Source organism: uncultured Shimia sp. (genome assembly GCF_913054185.1).
Classification (GTDB): Bacteria; Pseudomonadota; Alphaproteobacteria; order Rhodobacterales; family Rhodobacteraceae; genus Shimia.
The window spans coordinates 1-18,943 of record NZ_CAJXIV010000083.1 but is presented as its reverse complement, the minus strand read 5'-3'; the positions used below and the strand labels follow the sequence as shown (position 1 = coordinate 18,943).

Below are 18,943 nucleotides of genomic sequence, written 5' to 3'. Positions count from 1 at the left end.
AAAGAGTCTTTAATTTCGGCCAGTTTGGCTCTGGCGGCGCATACGTCTGTGGCGCAAGCAGAGGATTGTCAGGGCTTTGTGTTCACAAGCGAAGCCAAAGAGGCGTCTTATGAGTATTGGCGCACAGCTTCCAATGAGAAAATTTTCTCCTGTCTGAAGCACCACGGGATCAGTACCGCGTTTGAAACCGGCGTGGCACCAATCAATCTGGCGGCGTATACCCGCAGCGATGCGACGGTGCTTGAGTATCTTTTGACGGAAGGTGCCAACCCAAATCATGCTGATAAGTTTGGGTTTACGCCGCTGCATGATGCGGCACACGGAGAAAGCTCGCCCAAAGCCATTGCGCTATTGCTGGACGCCGGTGCGCAAGTGGACGCGGTCACGAATTTTGGCGAAACGCCCCTGACGTTTGCCTCTGGTCTGTCGCCCAGACCTGCGGATACGCGCGCGCTGATCGAGGCAGGGGCCAATATCGAATACAGTATGACAGTGAACGAGTATGTGGAAATCAATCGCCCGTTGTTTCGGGCGGCCTGGCTCAACACCCCAACACTTGTCAAAACACTGATTGAAGCCGGTGCCGATCTTGATGCGGTTAATGGTCAGGGCGAGACCGCACTGGACATCGCGATGAGCAGCAAGCGCTTTCAAAGCGCCCGATTGTTGTTGCAGGCTGGTGCGCATCCAGACGGGGGTGTCGGGTTGGGTGTGGAGGACGGTGATCGTCCGTTTGCGCTTGCGATCACCGCGTATGCTGACGGTGAAGCTACTTTTGCGCTTGTAGATCTTTTTGTGAAATCCGGGGTGGCCTTGGATGCGCCCACAGATACGCACCTGAGTGACACGCCGCTGTTTCAGGCCTTCCATCATTTTGAAGACAGTCAGGACCGTCGGGTGTTTGATCTGATCGCAAGTAAGGCGGATCTCAATCCTGAAGGAAAGTCGCTTTTGGTGGATGCGATCAAAGGGCCGCTCTCGGTTGAAGACGTTGCCAGCCTGATCACATTGGGGGTGGATGTGAATGCGCGTGGTGTTGGGCGAGATCGGGTGGAAACCCGTATGATCATTCACCTAAACGAAACGCCGCTTGTGGCTGCGGCCACGTTGGAAGAACACGACCGCGCAAAAGCGATTTCGCAACATCTGATCTCCAATGGCGCTGATGTGAATCAGCTTGGGGTCAATGGCCGCTCGGCGATGCATGTCGCGTTGCTGTCCGAAAACCTCGGGCTGGTGGCGACGCTTTTTGAACAGGGGGCGGAGGCGGATCTTCGGGACAAAGATGGCGAGACTCCGCTTGAGAGCTATATGTCAAAGCTTGATGGTGCCGCCCCTCCTGCCCATGTTGTCCCGATGTTGGATGCGCTGCGCATTGCGCAAGAGATCGCTGCTTCACGGTGAAACAGGCGCCGATGTTTATGGACATGATGCAGGATTTCCTCACTCGCGGCACAGGGTAATGGCGCGGGTTGTTGGGGCTGCGGCGCGGGCCTATATTTAAGCCAACTTTGATGGAGGTTTTATGGCCCAGAAACTGGATGCCTGATTTTGGCGGGTGGCAGAGTGTCCACCCGATGCACATTCAAGACGGCAAAACCGGCGCATTTGCGCGGGGCTGTTGGTTTGTGCCGATCCCTTTTTCTGATACGTTATGGCCAAGCCAAGACAGGCGCGGCCAATCCATGAGAGAACCTCAACAATGACACGGGACTTTTCCCAATTTTTGCCAACACGTGGCGTGGCCAAACAAGACCCACCAAAGCGCTCCCCGTTGGACATCCTTGGCTGGCAATCGTTTTTTGCCCAGCAAACCGATCTTGATATTTTGGACGCCACGCCGCCGGTGCGGGTGGTGGAAGTGCATCGCAACGGCCTTCGGGTGCGCGGCGACGGCATTGACGCCTTGGTGCCACCGGGGCCGGATGCCACGGTGGGTGACTGGCTGCTGTATGATGCGGAGCTGCCGATGCGCAGCGCCGTGTTGGAGCGCAAGAGCCTGTTTAAACGCCGGGCCGCCGGACATGATCGCAGCATTCAAATGATTGCCGCCAATGTGGACACGGCCTTTGTAGTGACCAGTTGCAACAATGATTTTAACGTGGCGCGGCTTGAGCGCTATCTGGCACTGGCCTTTGAGGCGGATGTGACGCCGGTGATTTTGCTGACCAAGGCGGACCTCTGTGAAGACACGGCGGGCTATGTGGCGGAGGCGCAATCCATTTCTGACCGCGTGCCAGTGGTGCTGTTGAATGCCAAAAGTGAAGAACCTGCGGAAAAGCTAACGGATTGGTGCGCGCCGGGGCAGACCATTGCCTTTCTGGGCACGTCAGGTGTGGGCAAATCCACCTTGGTGAATGCGCTGTTTGGCACAGAGCAGGCTGAGACCGGTGCAATCCGGGAAGACGACAGCCGGGGGCGACACACCACCACCAGCCGGCAGTTGCATTTCACGGAGCAGGGCTTGGCCATTTTGGACACGCCGGGCATGCGCGAATTGCAGCTTGCAGAAGCGGGCGATGGTCTGGCGGATCTGTTTTCTGACGTGGTTGAGCTGTCGACGCAGTGCAAATTCCGCGATTGTGCACATGAAAGCGAGCCGGGATGTGCCGTGCGCGCGGCAATTGAGGCCGGCACACTGGATGCGGAACGCTTTGAGCGGTGGCGTAAACTGGAAGCGGAAGAGCGGCACAACACCGCGTCTTTGGCGGAAAAGCGGGCTTATGACAAAAACTTCGGCAAGATGATCAAAACGGTGACCAAGGCCCACAAGGGCCGAAAAGGGCGGAAGTGATATGATCATTCGAAAGTTTGCATCCCGCGACACTGACTCTGTGCTGGATGTGTGGGCGCAGGCCAATGCGCTGGCCCATCCCTTTTTGCCGGACGATGTCGTTGCGCAGGTCGCAAAAGACATGCGGGCGATCTATTTGCCAAACGCCGAAACTTGGGTGTTGGAGGTTGATGATACACCAATGGGCTTCATTGCCATGATCGACACGGAGATTGGCGGTCTGTTTGTCGCCCCATCATCACACGGGCGTGGGTACGGACGTGCGCTTGTGGATCATGTCGTGGCGAAAAAAGGCCCGCTTACAGTGGAGGTGTTTGCCGCCAATGCCAGTGGCCGACCGTTTTACGAACGGTACGGGTTTGAGCAGATTGGTGAGGACCACTTTGGTGCCACAGGCGATGTGGTGCTGAAACTGGCCATGCCAAAAGCCACAGACTAAATTCGGAGACCCGTTGAAACGGTCTTCATTTGGGGGTGACCCTTGCGGCGCGCGGAGGATTTCGGGCGCCGTTTTCTATCGGCCTCCTTAGCGGTTTTGTGAGTGGCGGTCCGGCAGGGGCGTGCTTGCTCTGTGCGGTGACCCATGTCACCAAGACACACATGAAACTGATCTTACTGACCGCTGTGACGATGGTGGCTTTTGCCGCGAACTCCGTGTTGAACCGCGCTGCCGTGAGCGGCATAGGAATGGAGGCGGTGGATTTTGGTGTGGTGCGGCTTGTGAGCGGCGCACTGGCGCTGGCAGGTTTGGTGGCCTGGCAAAGGCGCGGCTTTGCGCTGGGCGGGCTTGGGCGCGGTGTCGCTGTGGTCGGCTTGCTGGCTTACATCTTTGGGTTTTCGCTGGCGTATCGTGGCTTGGATGCCGGGCTGGGTGCCTTGGTGCTGTTTGGCGTGGTGCAGATCACCATGTTTGGTGGGGCTGTGGTGGCGCGGGACGAGGTGCCAGTGACGCGCTGGATCGGGGCTTGTCTGGCGCTGAGCGGGTTGGTCTGGCTGTTGATGCCGACCGGAGGCCCCGCGATTTCTGTTGTACATGTGGTGATGATGGCAAGCGCGGGGCTTGGCTGGGGGATTTATTCGCTTCAGGGGCGTCGGGAAGGTGATGCGACACAGGCGACGGCGATGAATTTTTTGTTGGCGGCACCGGTTGCCTTGGTATTCGGCATAGCGTTGGGCATGGATTTGCAAATGCCTGTGGCGGGTGTGTGGTTGGCGGTGGTGTCAGGTGTTGTGACCTCGGGGCTGGGCTACGCGCTGTGGTATGCAATATTGCCAAGCTTGGGCGCAAGCCGAGCGGCGGTGGCGCAGCTGTCGGTTCCGGTGATTGCCATGGCAGGTGGCATGGTGGTGTTGAGTGAGCCGCTGACCTTGCGCTTTGTTGGCGCGGCGGCGCTGGTGATCAGCGGCGTTCTGGTCTCGATGCGCAAGGGCTAGGTCAGAATTTCAGCAGGGGTTCCAAGGCGTCGTAGTGCACACCGTCTCCCCATGCGACGTCTGGCAAGCTGAGCGGGCGGTAAGAGAGCTGTTCCATTTCCGTGCGGGTGAAGAAGCGGCGCTTGGAAACGATGTTTTCCGGGTCTCGCCAGGTTTCGGCGAGGGTGCCGCCGGTGATGGAGCAGCGAAAGAACAGGTCCACTTGATGAAAATCGCTGTCTTCATCGTGGAACTCATTGATCAGACAGGGCGCGCCAACCGAGATGGTGAGACCACATTCCTCATACACTTCGCGGATCAGATTGTCGGCCAGGCTGCTGTGCTTTTCCACACCGCCACCGGGGGCACACCAGAGATCGCCTTTGTTGTCGGGATATGCGTTCACCAGCAGCAAGCGGTCATTGTGCAGGATCACCGCGCGGGCGGCGAGGCGCAGGGGGCGTGACTTTGGTGGGCGAAGGGTTGCCATTGGAGCGGGTTCCGTAAGGTTTTTACTTTTGTAGAGGGCGCTTAGGGCCTATCTCAAGTCTATGGTACGTTTTTTGGCAATGATAGCGGCGTTGGCCTTGGGGCTGAACACGCAGAACGTGGTGGCGCAGGGTGCAAAGGTGTCTGAGCCGCAGGACTGTGTGATCCTGCTGCACGGGTTGGCGCGCTCTGAAAGCTCGTTTGTGCTGATGGAGCTTGCGTTGGAGCGTTACGGCTACAAAGTGGTGCGGCTTGGATACCCGTCAACAAAGAAAGAGATAGAGAGCCTTGCCAACATGACGCTGCCCAAGGCGGTGGCGCAATGTGGTTGGACCAAGGTGCATTTTGTGACCCACTCCATGGGCGGCATTTTGACTCGCGTGTGGCTTGAGGCGCATCGGCCACCGGAGTTGGGCCGTGTGGTGATGTTGGGGCCGCCCAACCAAGGCTCTGAACTGGTGGATGAATTTAGCTATCTGGAGCCGTTTGTGTGGCTAAATGGCCCGGCAGGCATGCAGCTTGGCACCGATGGGTTGCCCGCACATCTGCCGCCAGTGGATTTTGAGCTGGGCGTGATTGCCGGGGACAAGTCGCTGAACCCCTATTACAGCAGTCTGATTGCCGGCCCGGATGACGGCAAAGTCTCGGTGGAAAGCACCAAGGTGGATGGCATGGCGGACCACATTGTTTTGCCGGTTACCCATACGTTTATGATGAACAACCCCATGGTGATTGTGCAGGTGCGCGAGTTTTTGGAACACGGAAAATTTGACCATGCGCTTGAGTGGGGGGATGCGGATGCAACCCTGCGCGAGTTGCAGCGGCTGATCGACGTGGATGGTGACCCGGAGGCTGAGCAAGAAGATGATCTTTGGGATCGGATTTGGAGCGAGATCATGGGGCCGGGCACTGCGGAACAAGGTGGCGCGAATAAGGAATGACGGAATTGGCTTTGCAGCGCGCAGAGGTGCGGTTGCTGGATGGGTTCTACCGATGCTGCCGTCATCGCAAGGTGATGATTTTAGTGAATACTTTGAGAAAGTGACTGTTTGACGTGACACAAGTAATTGAGTTTTGTGATTTGCAGAAAGTGCCTCGCGAATTGCTGTTGGCGCAGATGAACGATGCGCGAGTGGCGGAGCATTTGCCACTTTTGGAAGGCGCGTTTGATGACACGGCACTTGACGGTTTTTTGAGCGCGAAGGCGCAGCGTTGGATAAACGATGGGCTCGGCCATTGGGCGATCTGGCAGGGCGAAGTCTTTCTCGGCTGGGGCGGCTTTGAGAAAGAGGATGACGTCTGGGATTTTGGGTTGGTGCTTGTGCCCGCTGCCTTTGGGCAAGGCTTGGCGATCACGCGGCAGGCGCTGGTCTATGCGCAGCAGGATGCGCGGATTGAGACGGTGCAGTTTCTGCTGGCACCCACACGTCGGTCGGTGAAAGCTTTGGCGCGGATGGGCGCCAAAGAGACTGGGGAGGTCCACTATGGGGGGCAGACCTTCCGCCGGTTTTTGCTGGATGTGTCGGCTTAATTGCCGCGATTGACGCGATTGACGTGGCCCATTTTCCGGCCCGGTTTGGTGTCTGCTTTGCCATAAAGATGCACCGCGGTGTCACGCTCTTGCAGCAGCTGAGGCAGTTGGTCCATGTCGTCACCAATCAGGTTTTCCATGACCACATCGCTGTGCCGCTGACCGTCGCCCAGAGGCAGGCCGGTGACGGCGCGGATGTGTTGTTCAAACTGATCGACAGCGCAGCCGTTTTGGGTCCAGTGGCCGGAATTGTGCACCCGAGGTGCCACTTCGTTCACGATCAGGCCGTCTTTGGTGACAAAGAGCTCCACGCCCATCACGCCCACATAATCCAGTTTGTTCAGGATGTTGGCAGCCAGCAGTACGGCGTCCATGCGCTGACCTGCGGATAGGCGGGCGGGCACGGTGGTGGTGGCCAAAATGCCGTCTTTGTGTACGTTTTCGCCGGGATCAAAGCACGCGACTTGGCCGTCGATGCCACGCGCGGCAATCACCGAAACCTCGTGGGAGAAGTCGACAAAACCTTCCAGCAGGGCTGGGGCGCCTGCCATATCGGCCAGGGCTGCGTCGGCATCGTCTGCGGTTTTGAGGCGGGCCTGGCCTTTGCCGTCATAGCCGAAGCGACGGGTTTTTAGGATCGACGGCGCACCGATTTTGGCGACGGCTTTGGCCATGCTTTCGGCGTCGGTCACGTCTGCAAATGGCGCGGTTTTTAGGCCAAGCTCTTGCAGGAAGGTTTTTTCGGTCAGGCGGTCTTGAGAGACCCGCAGCGCTTCGCGGTTTGGATGGATGGGCTTCTGGCTTTCCAGAATATCCAGCGCTGCCGTGGGGATGTTTTCAAACTCATAGGTGATGACATCCACAGAGGCTGCGAAAGCGCGCAGGGCGTCGGCGTCTTCATATGAGGCGGTGGTGACGGCATTGGCCACTTCACCTGCGGGTGGGTTGGCGCCCGGCTCAAAGATGTGGGTTTTGTAGCCCAAGCGGGAGGCTGCAACGGACAACATGCGGCCAAGTTGGCCACCGCCAAGGATGCCAATGGTGGCACCGGGCTTAAGCGCTTCAGTCATCTTGTGGCTCATCCGGAATGGAGGCGGAGAGAGCATCGCGCCAGGCGTCGAGACGTTGTGCGAGGTCAGCGTCTTGCAGGGCCAAAATGCCCGCAGCCATCAGGCCCGCGTTGGCGGCACCGGCAGCACCGATGGCCATGGTGGCAACCGGGAAGCCTTTGGGCATCTGCACGATGGAATAGAGGCTGTCGACACCAGAAAGCGCGCGGGTTTGCACCGGAACACCAACAACAGGAACGCGGGTTTTCGACGCCATCATACCCGGCAGATGGGCGGCGCCGCCAGCACCGGCGATGATCACCTGCAGGCCACGGCCCGCAGCTTCTTTGCCGTAGGTCCAGAGACGATCCGGGGTGCGGTGGGCGGAGACAATTTTTGTCTCGTAAGAAATGCCCAGCTCTTCAAGGAGGGTGGCGGCTTCTTTCATCGTGGGCCAGTCTGACTGGCTGCCCATGATGATGCCAACTTGAGGTGTGTCCGTCATATCCGCCTCTGAGATGAGAATTTGGCTCGCGTTATAGACGGTTCAAGAATTTAAGCAATGCGGCGGGTTGATCCTGCATTAATTCGGTTTCGTCAGGTTATGGGCGTCATTCATGGTGGAAAATTTGCAGAGGATGTAGCCTCAAAAACGCAAAAACACCCTGTCAAATGACAAGATGCTTTGCGGAAATGCGAGGTAAGGCGGGTGCTACAAGCGCTTAAGCTGCTTGTTTCAGCGTCACGCCTTTGCGCTTTGCGATGAAAGCAGCGCGGCGTGTGCCACGGGCCCATGGCATTTGTGGCGCGTCTTTTTTGGATGCTGCAACTACGGATTTTACGAAGCGGCTCTGGGTTTTCATGTCTGCTCTCCTTGGCATGTCTTGGTCTCTTGTGGACCATTGTTTCCAACTTGAGATCAGTTTCGTGTCGAAATGGGGCAGAGATGCGGCAGGATTGGTCAGATTTGAGGAAAATAGCGCGACAAATTTGAGATATACATGAAAACTGTTTGTTTACAGCCGGATAGAGGCGATGAGTCGGCCGTAGTCGGCCTCTTTAGCGTGGGTTGTGCGACGGTAAGAGTAGAATTTGTCGGCGTCAGAGTAGGTGCAATGCCGTGTCCACTCCACTTTGCCAATGTTTGCGGAGCGTAAACGATGCAGTCCGTAGCCGGGCAGGTCAAAAAATTTGCGGTCGCCGCCACCATCCGCGAAGAATCGGTTGTTGGTGATGTCGGCTGTCAGGAAAGTCTCGAGAAACTCTGGACCCACTTCATAAGCGCTTTGGCTGATGCAGGGGCCAATCACAGCGTGGATGTTGCCGCGGGAGGCGCCGAGGGCTTCCATGGCGTCCACTGTTGCCTCAAGCACGCCGTCCAGCGCGCCGCGCCATCCCGCGTGGGCGGCCCCAATCACACCGGCGTGGGGATCAGAAAACAGCACCGGCTGGCAATCTGCGGTGAGAATCGACAGGGCAAGGCCCGGCGTGGCGGTGACAATGGCGTCGGCGCGGGGGCGCTCGCCATCCAACGGCGCGGTGAGTGTGGCCACATCAGCGGAGTGGATTTGATGCACACCGGCGAGGTGAGAAAGTTCCACCCCCATGGCACTGGCCACGCGCTGGCGGTTAATGGTGACAATCTCGGTTTGATCTGAGCTGCCAACACCACAATTGAGACCGGCAAAAACACCAGAGGAGGCACCCCCACGACGGGTGAAAAACCCATGGTGCGCGGGGGCAAGCAGGTCTGAGGTCAAAATCTCAAGCGTCATGTCATGCATCCAGGTGGAGGGGCGCCGTTTTCCGGATAGAGCGCGAGCACTTTGAACAGGTTTCCCATTTCCTCAGGGTGCGTCAAGCGGCGATGTGCGGCGATGTGCGATCGTAGGGCGTCGCCGGAGAGATGGGCGGCCAAGGCTTGCGCACGCGGCGTGATGCCGAGGTGTTCGAGAAACACACCTTGTGGGGTCAGTTTGCTGTGGGCGCAGGGGGCGGCTTGGGCGAGGGCCTCAAAGTCGACATGCGCGGTGATGTCCGCTTCTCCGGGGGCGGCAAGGGGATTGGCAAACGTGTGGTCTTTGAGCGCTTGCAGGGTGTCGCCCTTTGAGCGCCAGTCGCCGTAGTCGACCAGCAGGGCCGCGCCGCCAAAGTTGTGGATGCGGGAGCCGATTTCAGACGCCACCGAAAACGCAGGCGCGCAGGTTTCGACAATCATGTCTTGGGTGGTGTCGGCAAGGCGGTGTTCGAGCTGTGGCTGCGGCAGTTCGGGGCCAAAGGCAAAGGTGAGTGCACCGTTGCGTATGGCAATCAGGCGTTCGTGCCAGCCGGTCGGCCCGCGTTGGAATTGGCGGACGGGCAGGGCGTCGAAGAATTCGTTGGCGACCAGAAACAGCGGCTGTTCTGGCAGCGTGTCCACGGTGTCGTGGTGGGTGATCTCAGCGTTGATGGTCTCGCGTTGTTTGGCGCGCAGCGTTGGGGAGGCTTCCACAAGGTGGATCTGGGTTGCTGCATGAAAACCGGGCACAGCGCGGGTGGCGCGCAGGATGTCCGCCATAAGCGTGCCGCGACCGGGGCCAAGTTCGGCGAGTGTGAAGGGCGAAGGGGCGCCTTGATCCAGCCAAGCCTGCGCCAGCGCGAGGCCGATCAACTCGCCAAACATTTGGCTGATCTCCGGCGCGGTGGTGAAGTCGCCCTCTGCCCCCAAGGGATCGCGTGTGGTGTAGTAACCCAGCGTGGGGTGCAGCAGGGCCTCCGCCATAAAGTCAGCCACTGTCATAGGGCCGTGGGCTTCGATCCGTGCCAGCAGATGTTGGGTCAGGTCACTCATGGATGGCGTTTGGCGCGCAGGATCAGGTAGGCGCCAAGGGCGATCATCGGCAGGGACAGCAATTGGCCCATGGTGAAGCCGGTGCCGCCAAATTGAAGTACGAGGCCTAGCGGGTTGCCCTCAGAGATGAACTGCGCGTCTGGCTGGCGAAAGAACTCGACGATGAAACGGGCAAGCCCGTAGCCAACAAAGAAGGTGCCTGTGATGGTGCCGGGGGCTTTGAGCGCGCCGCGGCGGTAGGCGAGATAGAGCATAACAACGCCGAGGATCAGGCCTTCCATCAGCGCTTCATAAAGCTGAGACGGATGACGGGCGCAGAGGGCGGCAAGCTGGCCGCAGTCTTGTGCCGCGTGGCCGGGGAAGATGACGCCCCATGGCAGGTCGGTTGGGCGGCCCCAGAGTTCGGCGTTGATGAAGTTGGCGATGCGACCGAGGAATAGGCCGATCGGCACGCCAAGCGCCATGGCGTCGCCAACTTGTAATTTGATCAGGTCATGTTTGTGGCAATAGAGCCAACCCGCCACGATGACACCGAGCATGCCGCCGTGAAACGACATGCCGCCGTCCCAGATGCGGATGATGTCGCCAGGATTGGCGAGGTAGAAGGCGGGTTTGTAAAACAGCACATAGCCAAGCCGGCCACCAGCGATCACGCCCAGAATAACCCAGGTGAGCAGGTCTTCGATCTGACGTGCGCTGATGGGGGCCGTGTCTTTGGGCCACAGCGCGGGACGGTTGACGGTGGCGACGACAATCCGCCAGCCGATCAGGATGCCAACGATATAGGCCAGCGCGTACCAGCGCAGGGCAAACTCCATGCCAAAGGCGGAGATGGTGAAGATTTCCGGCGAGATGTTTGGGAACTGAATGGGACTGCTCCATTGCGCGTGTGTTTGCGCCACAAGTGGCCTTTCCCTTGCGACAAAGTCAACCTTGTGTCTGGGCGGGTTGGTGCCCATATAGTCAGTCAGGATCACAATGCGGAGAGAACGATGCAAACCCGGAACAAGTTCATGGATGACATGTCTCAGTTGATGACCAACGCCATGGGTGTGGCTCAGGGCGCCAAAGACGAGGCCGACAACGCAATGAAGTCGATGCTGGATCGATGGCTGGCGGATCGTGATTTTGTCACCCGCGAGGAATTTGATGCGGTGCGTGGCATGGCCCAGAAAGCCCGCGAAGAGAACGAAGCCCTGAAAGCGCGGATTGAAGCGCTGGAAAGCAAATAGATCAAAGTCACTTAGACTTTGATGTGAGGAGGGCTGGCCGTTTGGCTGGCCTTTTTTGTGTCCGAACGGTCCCAATGATCGGCGCTTTCACCACATGGACACCCCTTGGTTGTGCCGGTAGGCTCCCTGTAAGGAGAGGGCCATGGCCAAGGATGACACATCCACACTGCCGACATTCCGCACGCGGGGGCTGACCAAAGTCTACGGCGAAGGGGCGGCGGCTGTGCACGCATTGCGCGGGGTGGACCTGACCATTCCCAAAGGCGAGATGGTGGTTTTGCTGGGGCCGTCGGGGTCTGGTAAGTCAACGCTTCTGAACATCATTGGTGGGCTGGATCGTGCGAGTGATGGCGATGCGTTTTTTCAGGATCAGAATTTGAGCGAAATGAACGACCGCGCGCTGACGCTCTATCGGCGCGATCATGTAGGGTTTGTGTTTCAGTTCTACAATCTGATGCCGAGCCTGACGGCGCGGGAAAATGTTGAGCTGGTCACGGAAATTGCCGATGATCCGATGGAGGTGGAAGAGGCGCTGCGCCTAGTGGGGCTGGGGGAACGTATGGACCACTTTCCGGCGCAGATGTCGGGTGGGGAGCAGCAGCGTGTGGCCATTGCACGGGCGATTGCAAAGAACCCAACTGTGCTGTTTTGTGACGAGCCCACAGGGGCTCTCGATAGCACAACCGGGCGGCAGGTGCTGCATGTGATCAATGACATCAACCGCAAGTTGGGCGCGACGGTGATGATTGTGACCCACGCGGCCGCGACGGCGCAGATGGCGCATCGGGTAATCCATTTTGCAGATGGGGCAATCCGTGAGGTGGTGGAAAATGACACGCGCCTCAGCCCGGATGAGATTCATTGGTGATGTGATGCGAGCGCTGGATCAGAAACTCCTGCGCGATTTGTGGCGCATCAAGGGGCAGGCCGGGGCGATTGCCTTGGTTGTCGCAGTGGGCGTGCTGTTGCTGGTGATGATGTCGGGCATGATCTCGTCGCTCGAGGAAACCCGCACAACGTATTATGAGCGTTACCGGTTGGCGGATGTGTTTGCGCCGGTGACACGTGCGCCCAAAAAGATGTTGGATCGGCTGGCTGAGATTCCTGGCGTGGACGCTGTGGAAGGTCGCATTCAGGGTGGCGCGTTGGTGGATATAGCTAGGCAGGACTTGCCGGTGCGGGCGCAGGTGGTTTCGCTGCCGGAATGGCGGGAGCCACGTTTAAACGGGGTTTATCTGGCCGAAGGGCAAATGCCGCAGGCGGGCCGCAATGACGAGGTTCTGATCCTGCGCAGCTTTGCCAAGGCGCATGATTTGGCGCTGGGCGATCGGTTGGCGGCAACAATGCATGGCAACCGGCGCGATTTTCGCGTGGTGGGGATCGCGCAGGCGCCGGAGTTTTTGTTCAATGTGCCCGCGGGCGAGTTTGTGCCGGATGACAACCGCTTTGCCGTTTTGTGGATGAACGAAGAGGCGCTTGAGGCGGCGTTTGATTTGAAAGGCGCGTTTAATGAGGCGTTGCTGTCGCTGGAGCGCGGGGCGCAGGTCGAGCCGGTGCTGACGGCGGTGGATGCACTACTGGCGCGCTATGGCGGGCTGGGCGCCTATGGCGTGGCCGATCAGATGAGCAACCGGTTCCTGAGCGAGGAAATCAAAGGGTTGAATGCCACGTCCAAAGCGGTGCCGCCGATCTTCATGGGGGTCGCGGCGTTCCTGCTTTACATCGTGATCAGCCGCATGGTGCAGGCGGAACGGGAACAGATCGGGCTGATCAAGGCGTTTGGCTATACCGATGTGGAGGTTGCGCTGCACTATGTGAAGCTGGTGATTGTGATCGCCTTGGCTGGTGCTCTGTTGGGCTGTCTTGGTGGGGTGTGGTCAGGGCGGTTGCTGGCCGGTGTGTATCAGTCGCTGTACCATTTTCCGTTTTTGGTCTTTCGCGTGGAGCCATCAAGCTTCGCCGCTGGTATTCTGGTGAGCGTCTTGGCGGCGATTGTCGGCGGGGCGTCTGTATTGCGCCGGGTGTTTGCCTTGACACCTGCGGTGGCGATGCGGCCCCCGGCACCGGCGGATTTTTCGCGCTCCGGAGCCATCTCAAATTCACTGAAACGCTGGCTGGATCAACCCAGCCGCATGGTGCTGCGTCGGGTGATGCGCAATCCGGGGCGGGTGTTTGGCGCGGTGATTGGGATTGCGGCGGGCATGGGGCTCAGTTCCGCCCAGCTGTCGGTGATGTCTGGGTTCAACGATGTGTTAGATAAGACCTATGGCGTGGTCGATCGCAGTGATGTGGCGGTGACGTTTTTTGAACAGATGCCGGAGAAAACCGCCTTTGATTTGGCGCATCTGCCTGGCGTTATTGAGGTGGAGCCGACGCGGGCGGTGAGCGCGGTGTTGCGCCATGGGCCGGAGCATTATCGCGGCGGGATCACCGGGCTGGTGCCCGGTGCCAAGCTGTCGCGTGCGTTGGACAAAGAGGGCGCGGACATCGAGATGCCAACGCGGGGCATTGTATTGGCCAAGGCGCTGGCGGATATCCTGAAGGTGCAGCCAGGCGGCACCATCACGGTGGAGGTGCTGGAAGGGCGGCGGCCGGTGTTAGAGCTGCATGTGGCGCGGATTGCCGACACGTTACTGGGTGCGCCAGCCTATATGCAGCTTGAGGCGCTGAATACGGCGATGAATGAGCCGGGACGGATTTCTGGTGCCTATATGCGGGTGGATGCAGCGGCTTATCCGGCGCTGTTTGCCGCGCTCAAGGATGTGCCCAAGGTGGCCGGTGTGACGCGCAAGGATGATGCGCGGGCGGCGATGAAAAAGCTGATGGATGCGGGGGCGGGCACGATGCGATTTGTGATGGCGGCGATTGCCGGGATCATCACCTTTGGCATTGTGTATAACTCGGCGCGGATCAGTTTTGGCGAGCAGAGCCGCGATCTGGCCAGTCTACGGGTTATGGGGTTCAGTCAAAGTGAAGCGAGTTTCATCTTGCTGGGAGAACTGGCGCTGGTGGTGATGCTGGCGATCCCGGTGGGCGTTCTGATCGGCTACGGGCTGTCGTTTCTGGTGGCGGCGGGGTTCAGCACGGACCTGTATCAAATTCCAACCGAGTTTAAGGCCGATGCCTATGGCGTCGCGGGATTGGCGGTGGTGCTGGCGGCGCTGGTGAGTGGCTGGCTGGTGAAACGAGAGATTGGCAGGGTGGACCTTGTGGCCACCCTGAAGACGAGGGAGTGAGAGCATGGCAAAGCGGCGACAATCCCGCAAAGCGCTGACAGTTGTGGCAGTGGCTATTGTGGGCGCGGGGCTGGCAGCGGCGTTTTGGCCGCAGCCAATGCTGGTCGATCTGGGTGAGGTCAAACGCGGGGCGATGATGGTCACCGTGGATGAGGAGGCCCGCACGCAGGTGCGCGATCCTTATGTGGTGAGCACGCCAATTGCGGGCCGGTTGATGCGGGTGACGCTGGAGCCGGGGGATTTTGTTGAGAAAGGCAAAACCGTGGTGGCACGCATGTTGCCAACCAATCCGGCGGCGCTGGACATTCGCACGCGTGAACAAGCCAATGCGGCGATTGCCGCGTCGCAGGCGGCGTTGCGGGTGGCGGAGGCGGACCTCAACAAAGCCATGGCGGACCGGGATTTGTCCGATGATGATGTGCAACGCGGGCGCAAGCTGTTTGCGCAGGATACTATTTCCCAGGCGGCGTTGGATCGGCTGGAAGGCACTGCGCGCAGTATGAATGCCATTGTGGACACGGCGCGGGCGGCGATTTCGATGCGAGTAGCGGATTTGAAAAATGCGCGGGCGCGGTTGATCAGCTTTGACGATCAGGGGCTGTATGATGCGGCCACCGGTGCGGATGCGACGCCAATTGATCTGCCCAGCCCAATTTCCGGCCGCGTGCTGCGGGTGATCCAGAAAAGTGAGACCACCCTTGGGGCAGGGGCGCCAATTCTGGAAGTGGGCGATACGCAAAGTGACCTGGAGGTGGTTGTGGAACTGCTCTCGACGGACGCGGTGCGCGTGGATGTGGGGGATCGCGTTTTGATCACCAATTGGGGCGGCGACGGAGATTTGCAGGGGGAAGTGGAACGGATTGATCCGTGGGGTTTCACCAAATATTCGGCGCTGGGCGTGGAAGAGCAGCGGGTGAATGCTGTGATCCAGTTCACCGATGATCCTGAGGCGCGGGCAACATTGGGCCATGGGTTCCGGGTCGAGACGCGGATTGTGGTCTGGGAGGCCGAAGACACGCTGATTGTGCCATCGAGCGCCTTGTTCCGGCTAAACGGTTTCTGGGCGGTGTTTGTGGCGGATGTCGGTGGCGCGGCGGTTCTGACCCCGGTTACGCCTGGGCGCAACAATGGGATTGAAGCCGAGGTGCTGGACGGTTTGCAGGTTGGCACCGAGGTGGTGCTGTATCCGTCAGCTGGGTTGATCGATGGCACCAAGATTGCGCCGCGCGTGGCGCAGTAAGCCTTAGAGAGTGAGCGTGCCGGTGATGCCATCTTGCACTGCGCCGCCAACCCAGATCTCACCACCGTCTTGATGGACATGAACCCGGCCTTTGCGGCCCAGAAGCGTGCCTTGCGCGGCGATGTAGTCTCCCGTGGCAATGCCGTCCCCCAGCAGCCATTGGGCGATACCAGCATTGAGGCTGCCTGTGACAGGGTCTTCAAAACCGCCTGCCGAAAAGGCGCGGACTTCGAAGTCAAACCCATGGCCGGCTTCGCCGACCGGGGCCACCAAGCCAACGCGCATGCCTTTGAGGGCTGCGTAGTCTGGTTTAGCTTGCAGTAGCGATTGCCGGTCTTTGAGTAGGAGCGCGGCCCAGCCGGGGCCGTTGTCGACCCAAGCCGCGGCTTCAACGTCTGATGGCGATACATCAAGGGCAGCAGCGACACGTGCGCTTAGGTCGTTCTCGAGCGGGCCACTGCGCCGTAAAGGCGGGGCGCAGAAAAACAGACGTCTGTTGTCGCGGCGGATGTGGATCAGGCCGGCGCCACATTGCTGCACCACGTCCTCGCCTTGTGGTTGGCCACCTTGCGCCAGCCAAACGTGACAGGCGCCAAGGGTGGGATGACCGGCAAACGGCAATTCTTGCAGCGGCGTAAAAATCCGCACGCGGTAATCTGCCCCGTCGTCTGTTGGGTGCAGCAAAAAGCAGGTCTCGCTGAGATTGGTCCAATGCGCCAGCTGCGCCATTTGGGTTTGCTCCAGCCGTTCTGCATCTGCCACCACGGCCAGTGGGTTGCCGAAACTGGCGTGATCAGAAAACACATCAACCTGGGAAAACGGAAATACAGCGGTCATGACATCATCACCTGGATTGGGGAGAATTTGAGAAAGTCTCTCCTTGGGCTTCCGACCCAAGGGCGGAAACTTGTGTGTAGCTTAGTTTAATCCACAACTTATTGCGTTATCCACAGATATTTTGCTTTACAGGCGAGTCTCGGCCCACCACCATATGTTGTAAGGAATGTGGACTTATCCACAGGTCTTAGAGCAGACACCAAGCGTTAGGGAGCTGCCACTCCCTCGCCGCGATAACAAAAAAGAGGTGGCGCCATGGCATTATCCGAGCAGTTTCTCGAGGAAGACCTGCACCCGATCGACATCGTCGAGCATATTGCTGGGGTGCGGGACTGGACCTTTGAGCGCATCGCGGACGATCAGATTGCCATGGAAGTGGAAGGCCAGTGGAAAACCTACTCCATCACTTTGGCGTGGTCTGCGTATGACGAGACATTGAAGCTTGTGTGTTCTCACGAAGCACAGCCGCCTAAGGATCGGTTGCCCGCGCTTTATGAGACCCTGAATGCGGTCAATGATGAGTGCTGGGCTGGGGCGTTTACCTATTGGGACAAACAGCAGCTGATGATCTATCGCTATGGTTTGGTGCTGACCGGTGGTCAGGTGGCCAGCCCGGATCAAATCGACGCGTTGATCCGTGAGGCCATTCAGAATTCCGAGCGATTTTACCCGGCGTTTCAGCTTGTAGTCTGGGGCGAGCGAACTGTGAAAGATGCGATGCAAGTTGCCATTGCGGAGGCCTACGGGCGGGCGTAACACTTGCCCCTGAGAAACAGAGGGGGCTTTCATGAACATCACCGATGTGGCCAAACGCGGCCTGGTACTTTTGGGCTGTGGCAAGATGGGATCTGCCATGCTGCAAGGCTGGTTGGCGGATGGATTGCCTGCCAGCAGCGTGTGGGTGCAAGACCCCTATCCAAGTGACTGGGTGCAAGGCAGCGGCGTGCATGTGAACGCCGATTTGCCGACGGCGCCTGCGATTGTGTTGATTGCTGTGAAGCCGCAGATGATGGCGGATGCGCTGCCGGTGTTGGCGGCGATGGGCAACGGCGAGACGTTGTTTGTGTCTGTCGCGGCGGGCGTGTCGATTGCCACATATGAAGACATTTTGGGGGCGCAGACGCCGATTGTGCGCGCCATGCCCAACACGCCTGCGGCGGTGGGCAAAGGCATCACGGCAATTGTTGGCAACGGCCCGGCGGGCACAGCTGGACTGGATGCATCCGAAGGCCTGCTGAAAGCGGTGGGGCAGGTGGTGCGTTTGGATAACGAAGGGCAAATGGACGCTGTCACCGGGTTGAGCGGCTCAGGCCCGGCCTATGTGTTCCACATGATTGAATGCATGGCGGCGGCTGGTGAAGCGCAGGGCTTGTCTCCGGAGTTGTCCATGGCATTGGCCAAAGCCACGGTGGCTGGTGCGGGGGCGCTGGCAGAGGCAGCGGATGAGACGCCGGAACAGTTGCGTGTGAACGTGACCAGCCCAAATGGCACCACGCAGGCAGGGTTGGAGGTGTTGATGGACACGTCGGATGGATTGCCGCCGCTGATGATCAAAACCGTGGGCGCGGCGGCGGAGCGCAGCCGGGAGCTGGGCAATGACTGACACAATCGATTTTGACGATTTTTTGAAGGTCGACGTGCGCGTTGGTACAGTTGTGCAGGCGGAGCCTTATCCGGAAGCGCGCAAACCGGCGACCAAACTTTGGGTGGATTTTGGTGAGGAGCTTGGCATACGCAAGACCTCCGCGCAGATCACAGCCAACTACGACCCCGCCTCCTTGGTGGGCAAACAAGTGCTGGCTGTGGTGAATTTCCCGCCCCGCCAAATCGGAAAATTTATGTCCGAGGTGCTGGTGCTTGGATTGCCGGACGCAACCGGTGAAATTTCTTTGATAGGCCCGGATGGGCCGGTCCCAAATGGAGGACGCTTACATTGAAAAGCCTTTTGATCACACGCCCGTTGCCGGATGCCGTTCTGGAGAAGGCCCGTGGGGCGTTTCAGACCACGGTGCGCCTAAACAACATGCCGATGCAGGGGGATGAGCTGCGCGATGCGTTGCGCAACTTCGATATGGTGCTGCCCTCGCTGGGGGACATGTTTGATGCGGCGGTGTTTGCGGATGTGTCTGCGCCACGCTGTAAATTGCTCGCAAACTTTGGCGTGGGCTACAACCACATTGATGTTGAGGCGGCAGCCAAAGCCAATGTGCTGGTGAGCAACACGCCGGGGGCGGTGACCGATGCCACCGCGGATGTGGCCATGACCTTGATCTTGATGAGTGCGCGGCGGGC

At 59.1% G+C, this 18,943-nt stretch carries 21 protein-coding genes and 1 pseudogene; 14 read left to right on the top strand and 8 right to left on the bottom strand.

The window, feature by feature from the left end; genetic code table 11:
• The 4 genes from QZ517_RS15480 to QZ517_RS15465 form a co-directional block, all read left to right on the top strand.
• The coding region (locus tag QZ517_RS15480) for an ankyrin repeat domain-containing protein (protein ID WP_294228424.1) at positions 1–1,404 on the top strand (1,404 nt) is incomplete at its 5' end.
• 298 nt (positions 1,405–1,702) lie between these two features.
• A complete protein-coding gene (gene rsgA / locus QZ517_RS15475) occupies positions 1,703–2,794 on the top strand; it encodes a ribosome small subunit-dependent GTPase A (protein WP_294228423.1) in 1,092 nt (363 codons plus the stop codon).
• Position 2,795: 1 nt separating this feature from the next.
• Positions 2,796–3,233 (top strand): GNAT family N-acetyltransferase, encoded by a 438-nt coding sequence (locus QZ517_RS15470; protein WP_294228422.1) that lies wholly within the window; start codon positions 2,796–2,798, stop codon positions 3,231–3,233.
• Positions 3,234–3,394: 161 nt separating this feature from the next.
• Positions 3,395–4,228, top strand: coding sequence for a DMT family transporter (locus QZ517_RS15465; RefSeq protein ID WP_294228421.1), 834 nt, complete (start codon positions 3,395–3,397; stop codon positions 4,226–4,228).
• Position 4,229: 1 nt separating this feature from the next.
• Here the strand turns inward: QZ517_RS15465 and QZ517_RS15460 are convergent, their stop codons facing one another.
• Positions 4,230–4,697 (bottom strand): NUDIX hydrolase, encoded by a 468-nt coding sequence (locus tag QZ517_RS15460; RefSeq protein ID WP_294228420.1) that lies wholly within the window; start codon positions 4,695–4,697, stop codon positions 4,230–4,232.
• Positions 4,698–4,758: 61 nt separating this feature from the next.
• Here QZ517_RS15460 and QZ517_RS15455 point away from each other — a divergent pair, with 61 nt between their 5' ends.
• Both QZ517_RS15455 and QZ517_RS15450 read left to right on the top strand, forming a co-directional pair.
• Complete coding sequence (locus tag QZ517_RS15455; RefSeq protein WP_294228419.1) at positions 4,759–5,637, top strand: alpha/beta fold hydrolase; 879 nt, start codon at positions 4,759–4,761, stop codon at positions 5,635–5,637.
• Between the two features lie 113 nt (positions 5,638–5,750).
• Entirely contained in the window at positions 5,751–6,227 is a 477-nt protein-coding gene (locus QZ517_RS15450) for a GNAT family protein (RefSeq protein WP_294228418.1), read from the top strand.
• Here the strand turns inward: QZ517_RS15450 and QZ517_RS15445 are convergent.
• From QZ517_RS15445 to lgt, 6 genes are all read right to left on the bottom strand, one after another.
• On the bottom strand, positions 6,224–7,297 hold the full coding sequence (locus QZ517_RS15445; protein WP_294228417.1) for a 5-(carboxyamino)imidazole ribonucleotide synthase: 1,074 nt from the start codon (positions 7,295–7,297) through the stop codon (positions 6,224–6,226). The genes QZ517_RS15450 and QZ517_RS15445 overlap by 4 nt on opposite strands.
• Entirely contained in the window at positions 7,290–7,781 is a 492-nt protein-coding gene (gene purE, locus QZ517_RS15440) for a 5-(carboxyamino)imidazole ribonucleotide mutase (RefSeq protein WP_294228416.1), read from the bottom strand. Before purE ends, QZ517_RS15445 begins: the two co-directional genes overlap by 8 nt.
• Positions 7,782–7,998: 217 nt before the next feature.
• On the bottom strand, positions 7,999–8,139 hold the full coding sequence (locus tag QZ517_RS15435; RefSeq protein ID WP_294228415.1) for a hypothetical protein: 141 nt from the start codon (positions 8,137–8,139) through the stop codon (positions 7,999–8,001).
• A 153-nt stretch (positions 8,140–8,292) separates the two neighbouring features.
• On the bottom strand, positions 8,293–9,051 hold the full coding sequence (gene pgeF / locus QZ517_RS15430; protein WP_294228414.1) for a peptidoglycan editing factor PgeF: 759 nt from the start codon (positions 9,049–9,051) through the stop codon (positions 8,293–8,295).
• Positions 9,048–10,106, bottom strand: a complete 1,059-nt coding sequence (locus QZ517_RS15425; protein ID WP_294228413.1) for an SAM-dependent methyltransferase — start codon at positions 10,104–10,106, stop codon at positions 9,048–9,050. The genes pgeF and QZ517_RS15425 overlap by 4 nt, the downstream gene beginning before the upstream one ends.
• A complete protein-coding gene (gene lgt, locus QZ517_RS15420) occupies positions 10,103–11,008 on the bottom strand; it encodes a prolipoprotein diacylglyceryl transferase (RefSeq protein ID WP_294228412.1) in 906 nt (301 codons plus the stop codon). Before lgt ends, QZ517_RS15425 begins: the two co-directional genes overlap by 4 nt.
• Before the next feature lie 90 nt (positions 11,009–11,098).
• On the opposite strand from lgt, the gene QZ517_RS15415 reads away from it, so the two are divergent.
• The 4 genes from QZ517_RS15415 to QZ517_RS15400 all read left to right on the top strand — a co-directional run bounded on the left by QZ517_RS15415 (position 11,099) and on the right by QZ517_RS15400 (position 15,814).
• Positions 11,099–11,338, top strand: a complete 240-nt coding sequence (locus tag QZ517_RS15415; protein ID WP_294228411.1) for an accessory factor UbiK family protein — start codon at positions 11,099–11,101, stop codon at positions 11,336–11,338.
• 142 nt (positions 11,339–11,480) lie between these two features.
• A complete protein-coding gene (locus tag QZ517_RS15410; protein ID WP_294228410.1) occupies positions 11,481–12,206 on the top strand; it encodes an ABC transporter ATP-binding protein in 726 nt (241 codons plus the stop codon).
• On the top strand, positions 12,169–14,574 hold the full coding sequence (locus tag QZ517_RS15405) for an ABC transporter permease (RefSeq protein WP_294228409.1): 2,406 nt from the start codon (positions 12,169–12,171) through the stop codon (positions 14,572–14,574). Before QZ517_RS15410 ends, QZ517_RS15405 begins: the two co-directional genes overlap by 38 nt.
• Before the next feature lie 4 nt (positions 14,575–14,578).
• Complete coding sequence (locus tag QZ517_RS15400; RefSeq protein WP_294228407.1) at positions 14,579–15,814, top strand: HlyD family efflux transporter periplasmic adaptor subunit; 1,236 nt, start codon at positions 14,579–14,581, stop codon at positions 15,812–15,814.
• 3 nt (positions 15,815–15,817) lie between these two features.
• Here QZ517_RS15400 and QZ517_RS15395 read toward each other — a convergent pair whose 3' ends face one another.
• Positions 15,818–16,651, bottom strand: coding sequence for a PhzF family phenazine biosynthesis protein (locus QZ517_RS15395; RefSeq protein ID WP_294228406.1), 834 nt, complete (start codon positions 16,649–16,651; stop codon positions 15,818–15,820).
• A gap of 255 nt (positions 16,652–16,906) precedes the next feature.
• Here QZ517_RS15395 and QZ517_RS15390 point away from each other — a divergent pair, with 255 nt between their 5' ends.
• The 4 genes and pseudogenes from QZ517_RS15390 to QZ517_RS15375 all read left to right on the top strand — a co-directional run.
• Positions 16,907–17,407 (top strand): YbjN domain-containing protein, encoded by a 501-nt coding sequence (locus QZ517_RS15390; RefSeq protein ID WP_294228405.1) that lies wholly within the window; start codon positions 16,907–16,909, stop codon positions 17,405–17,407.
• A 31-nt stretch (positions 17,408–17,438) separates the two neighbouring features.
• Positions 17,439–18,254 carry a pyrroline-5-carboxylate reductase gene (proC, locus tag QZ517_RS15385; RefSeq protein WP_294228404.1) on the top strand — a complete coding sequence of 272 codons (816 nt, stop codon included), beginning with the start codon at positions 17,439–17,441 and terminating at the stop codon, positions 18,252–18,254.
• A complete protein-coding gene (locus QZ517_RS15380) occupies positions 18,247–18,588 on the top strand; it encodes a tRNA-binding protein (RefSeq protein ID WP_294228403.1) in 342 nt (113 codons plus the stop codon). Before proC ends, QZ517_RS15380 begins: the two co-directional genes overlap by 8 nt.
• Positions 18,585–18,943: pseudogene (locus tag QZ517_RS15375) on the top strand (D-glycerate dehydrogenase); the annotation flags it as partial. The gene QZ517_RS15380 and the pseudogene QZ517_RS15375, both read left to right, overlap by 4 nt.

Excerpts from the sequence above, each read along its gene's own strand:
- QZ517_RS15415 (WP_294228411.1), top strand. The coding sequence starts at position 11,099 with ATGCAAACCCGGAACAAGTTCATGGATGACATGTCTCAGTTGATGACC.
- QZ517_RS15470 (WP_294228422.1), top strand. The coding sequence starts at position 2,796 with ATGATCATTCGAAAGTTTGCATCCCGCGACACTGACTCTGTGCTGGAT.
- purE (WP_294228416.1), bottom strand. The coding sequence starts at position 7,781 with ATGACGGACACACCTCAAGTTGGCATCATCATGGGCAGCCAGTCAGAC.
- QZ517_RS15410 (WP_294228410.1), top strand. The coding sequence starts at position 11,481 with ATGGCCAAGGATGACACATCCACACTGCCGACATTCCGCACGCGGGGG.
- QZ517_RS15460 (WP_294228420.1), bottom strand. The coding sequence starts at position 4,697 with ATGGCAACCCTTCGCCCACCAAAGTCACGCCCCCTGCGCCTCGCCGCC.
- rsgA (WP_294228423.1), top strand. The coding sequence starts at position 1,703 with ATGACACGGGACTTTTCCCAATTTTTGCCAACACGTGGCGTGGCCAAA.
- QZ517_RS15465 (WP_294228421.1), top strand. The coding sequence starts at position 3,395 with ATGAAACTGATCTTACTGACCGCTGTGACGATGGTGGCTTTTGCCGCG.
- QZ517_RS15405 (WP_294228409.1), top strand. The coding sequence starts at position 12,169 with ATGACACGCGCCTCAGCCCGGATGAGATTCATTGGTGATGTGATGCGA.
- QZ517_RS15390 (WP_294228405.1), top strand. The coding sequence starts at position 16,907 with ATGGCATTATCCGAGCAGTTTCTCGAGGAAGACCTGCACCCGATCGAC.
- pgeF (WP_294228414.1), bottom strand. The coding sequence starts at position 9,051 with ATGACGCTTGAGATTTTGACCTCAGACCTGCTTGCCCCCGCGCACCAT.
- QZ517_RS15435 (WP_294228415.1), bottom strand. The coding sequence starts at position 8,139 with ATGAAAACCCAGAGCCGCTTCGTAAAATCCGTAGTTGCAGCATCCAAA.
- QZ517_RS15445 (WP_294228417.1), bottom strand. The coding sequence starts at position 7,297 with ATGACTGAAGCGCTTAAGCCCGGTGCCACCATTGGCATCCTTGGCGGT.
- QZ517_RS15395 (WP_294228406.1), bottom strand. The coding sequence starts at position 16,651 with ATGACCGCTGTATTTCCGTTTTCCCAGGTTGATGTGTTTTCTGATCAC.
- QZ517_RS15425 (WP_294228413.1), bottom strand. The coding sequence starts at position 10,106 with ATGAGTGACCTGACCCAACATCTGCTGGCACGGATCGAAGCCCACGGC.
- proC (WP_294228404.1), top strand. The coding sequence starts at position 17,439 with ATGAACATCACCGATGTGGCCAAACGCGGCCTGGTACTTTTGGGCTGT.
- QZ517_RS15455 (WP_294228419.1), top strand. The coding sequence starts at position 4,759 with ATGGTACGTTTTTTGGCAATGATAGCGGCGTTGGCCTTGGGGCTGAAC.
- QZ517_RS15380 (WP_294228403.1), top strand. The coding sequence starts at position 18,247 with ATGACTGACACAATCGATTTTGACGATTTTTTGAAGGTCGACGTGCGC.
- QZ517_RS15400 (WP_294228407.1), top strand. The coding sequence starts at position 14,579 with ATGGCAAAGCGGCGACAATCCCGCAAAGCGCTGACAGTTGTGGCAGTG.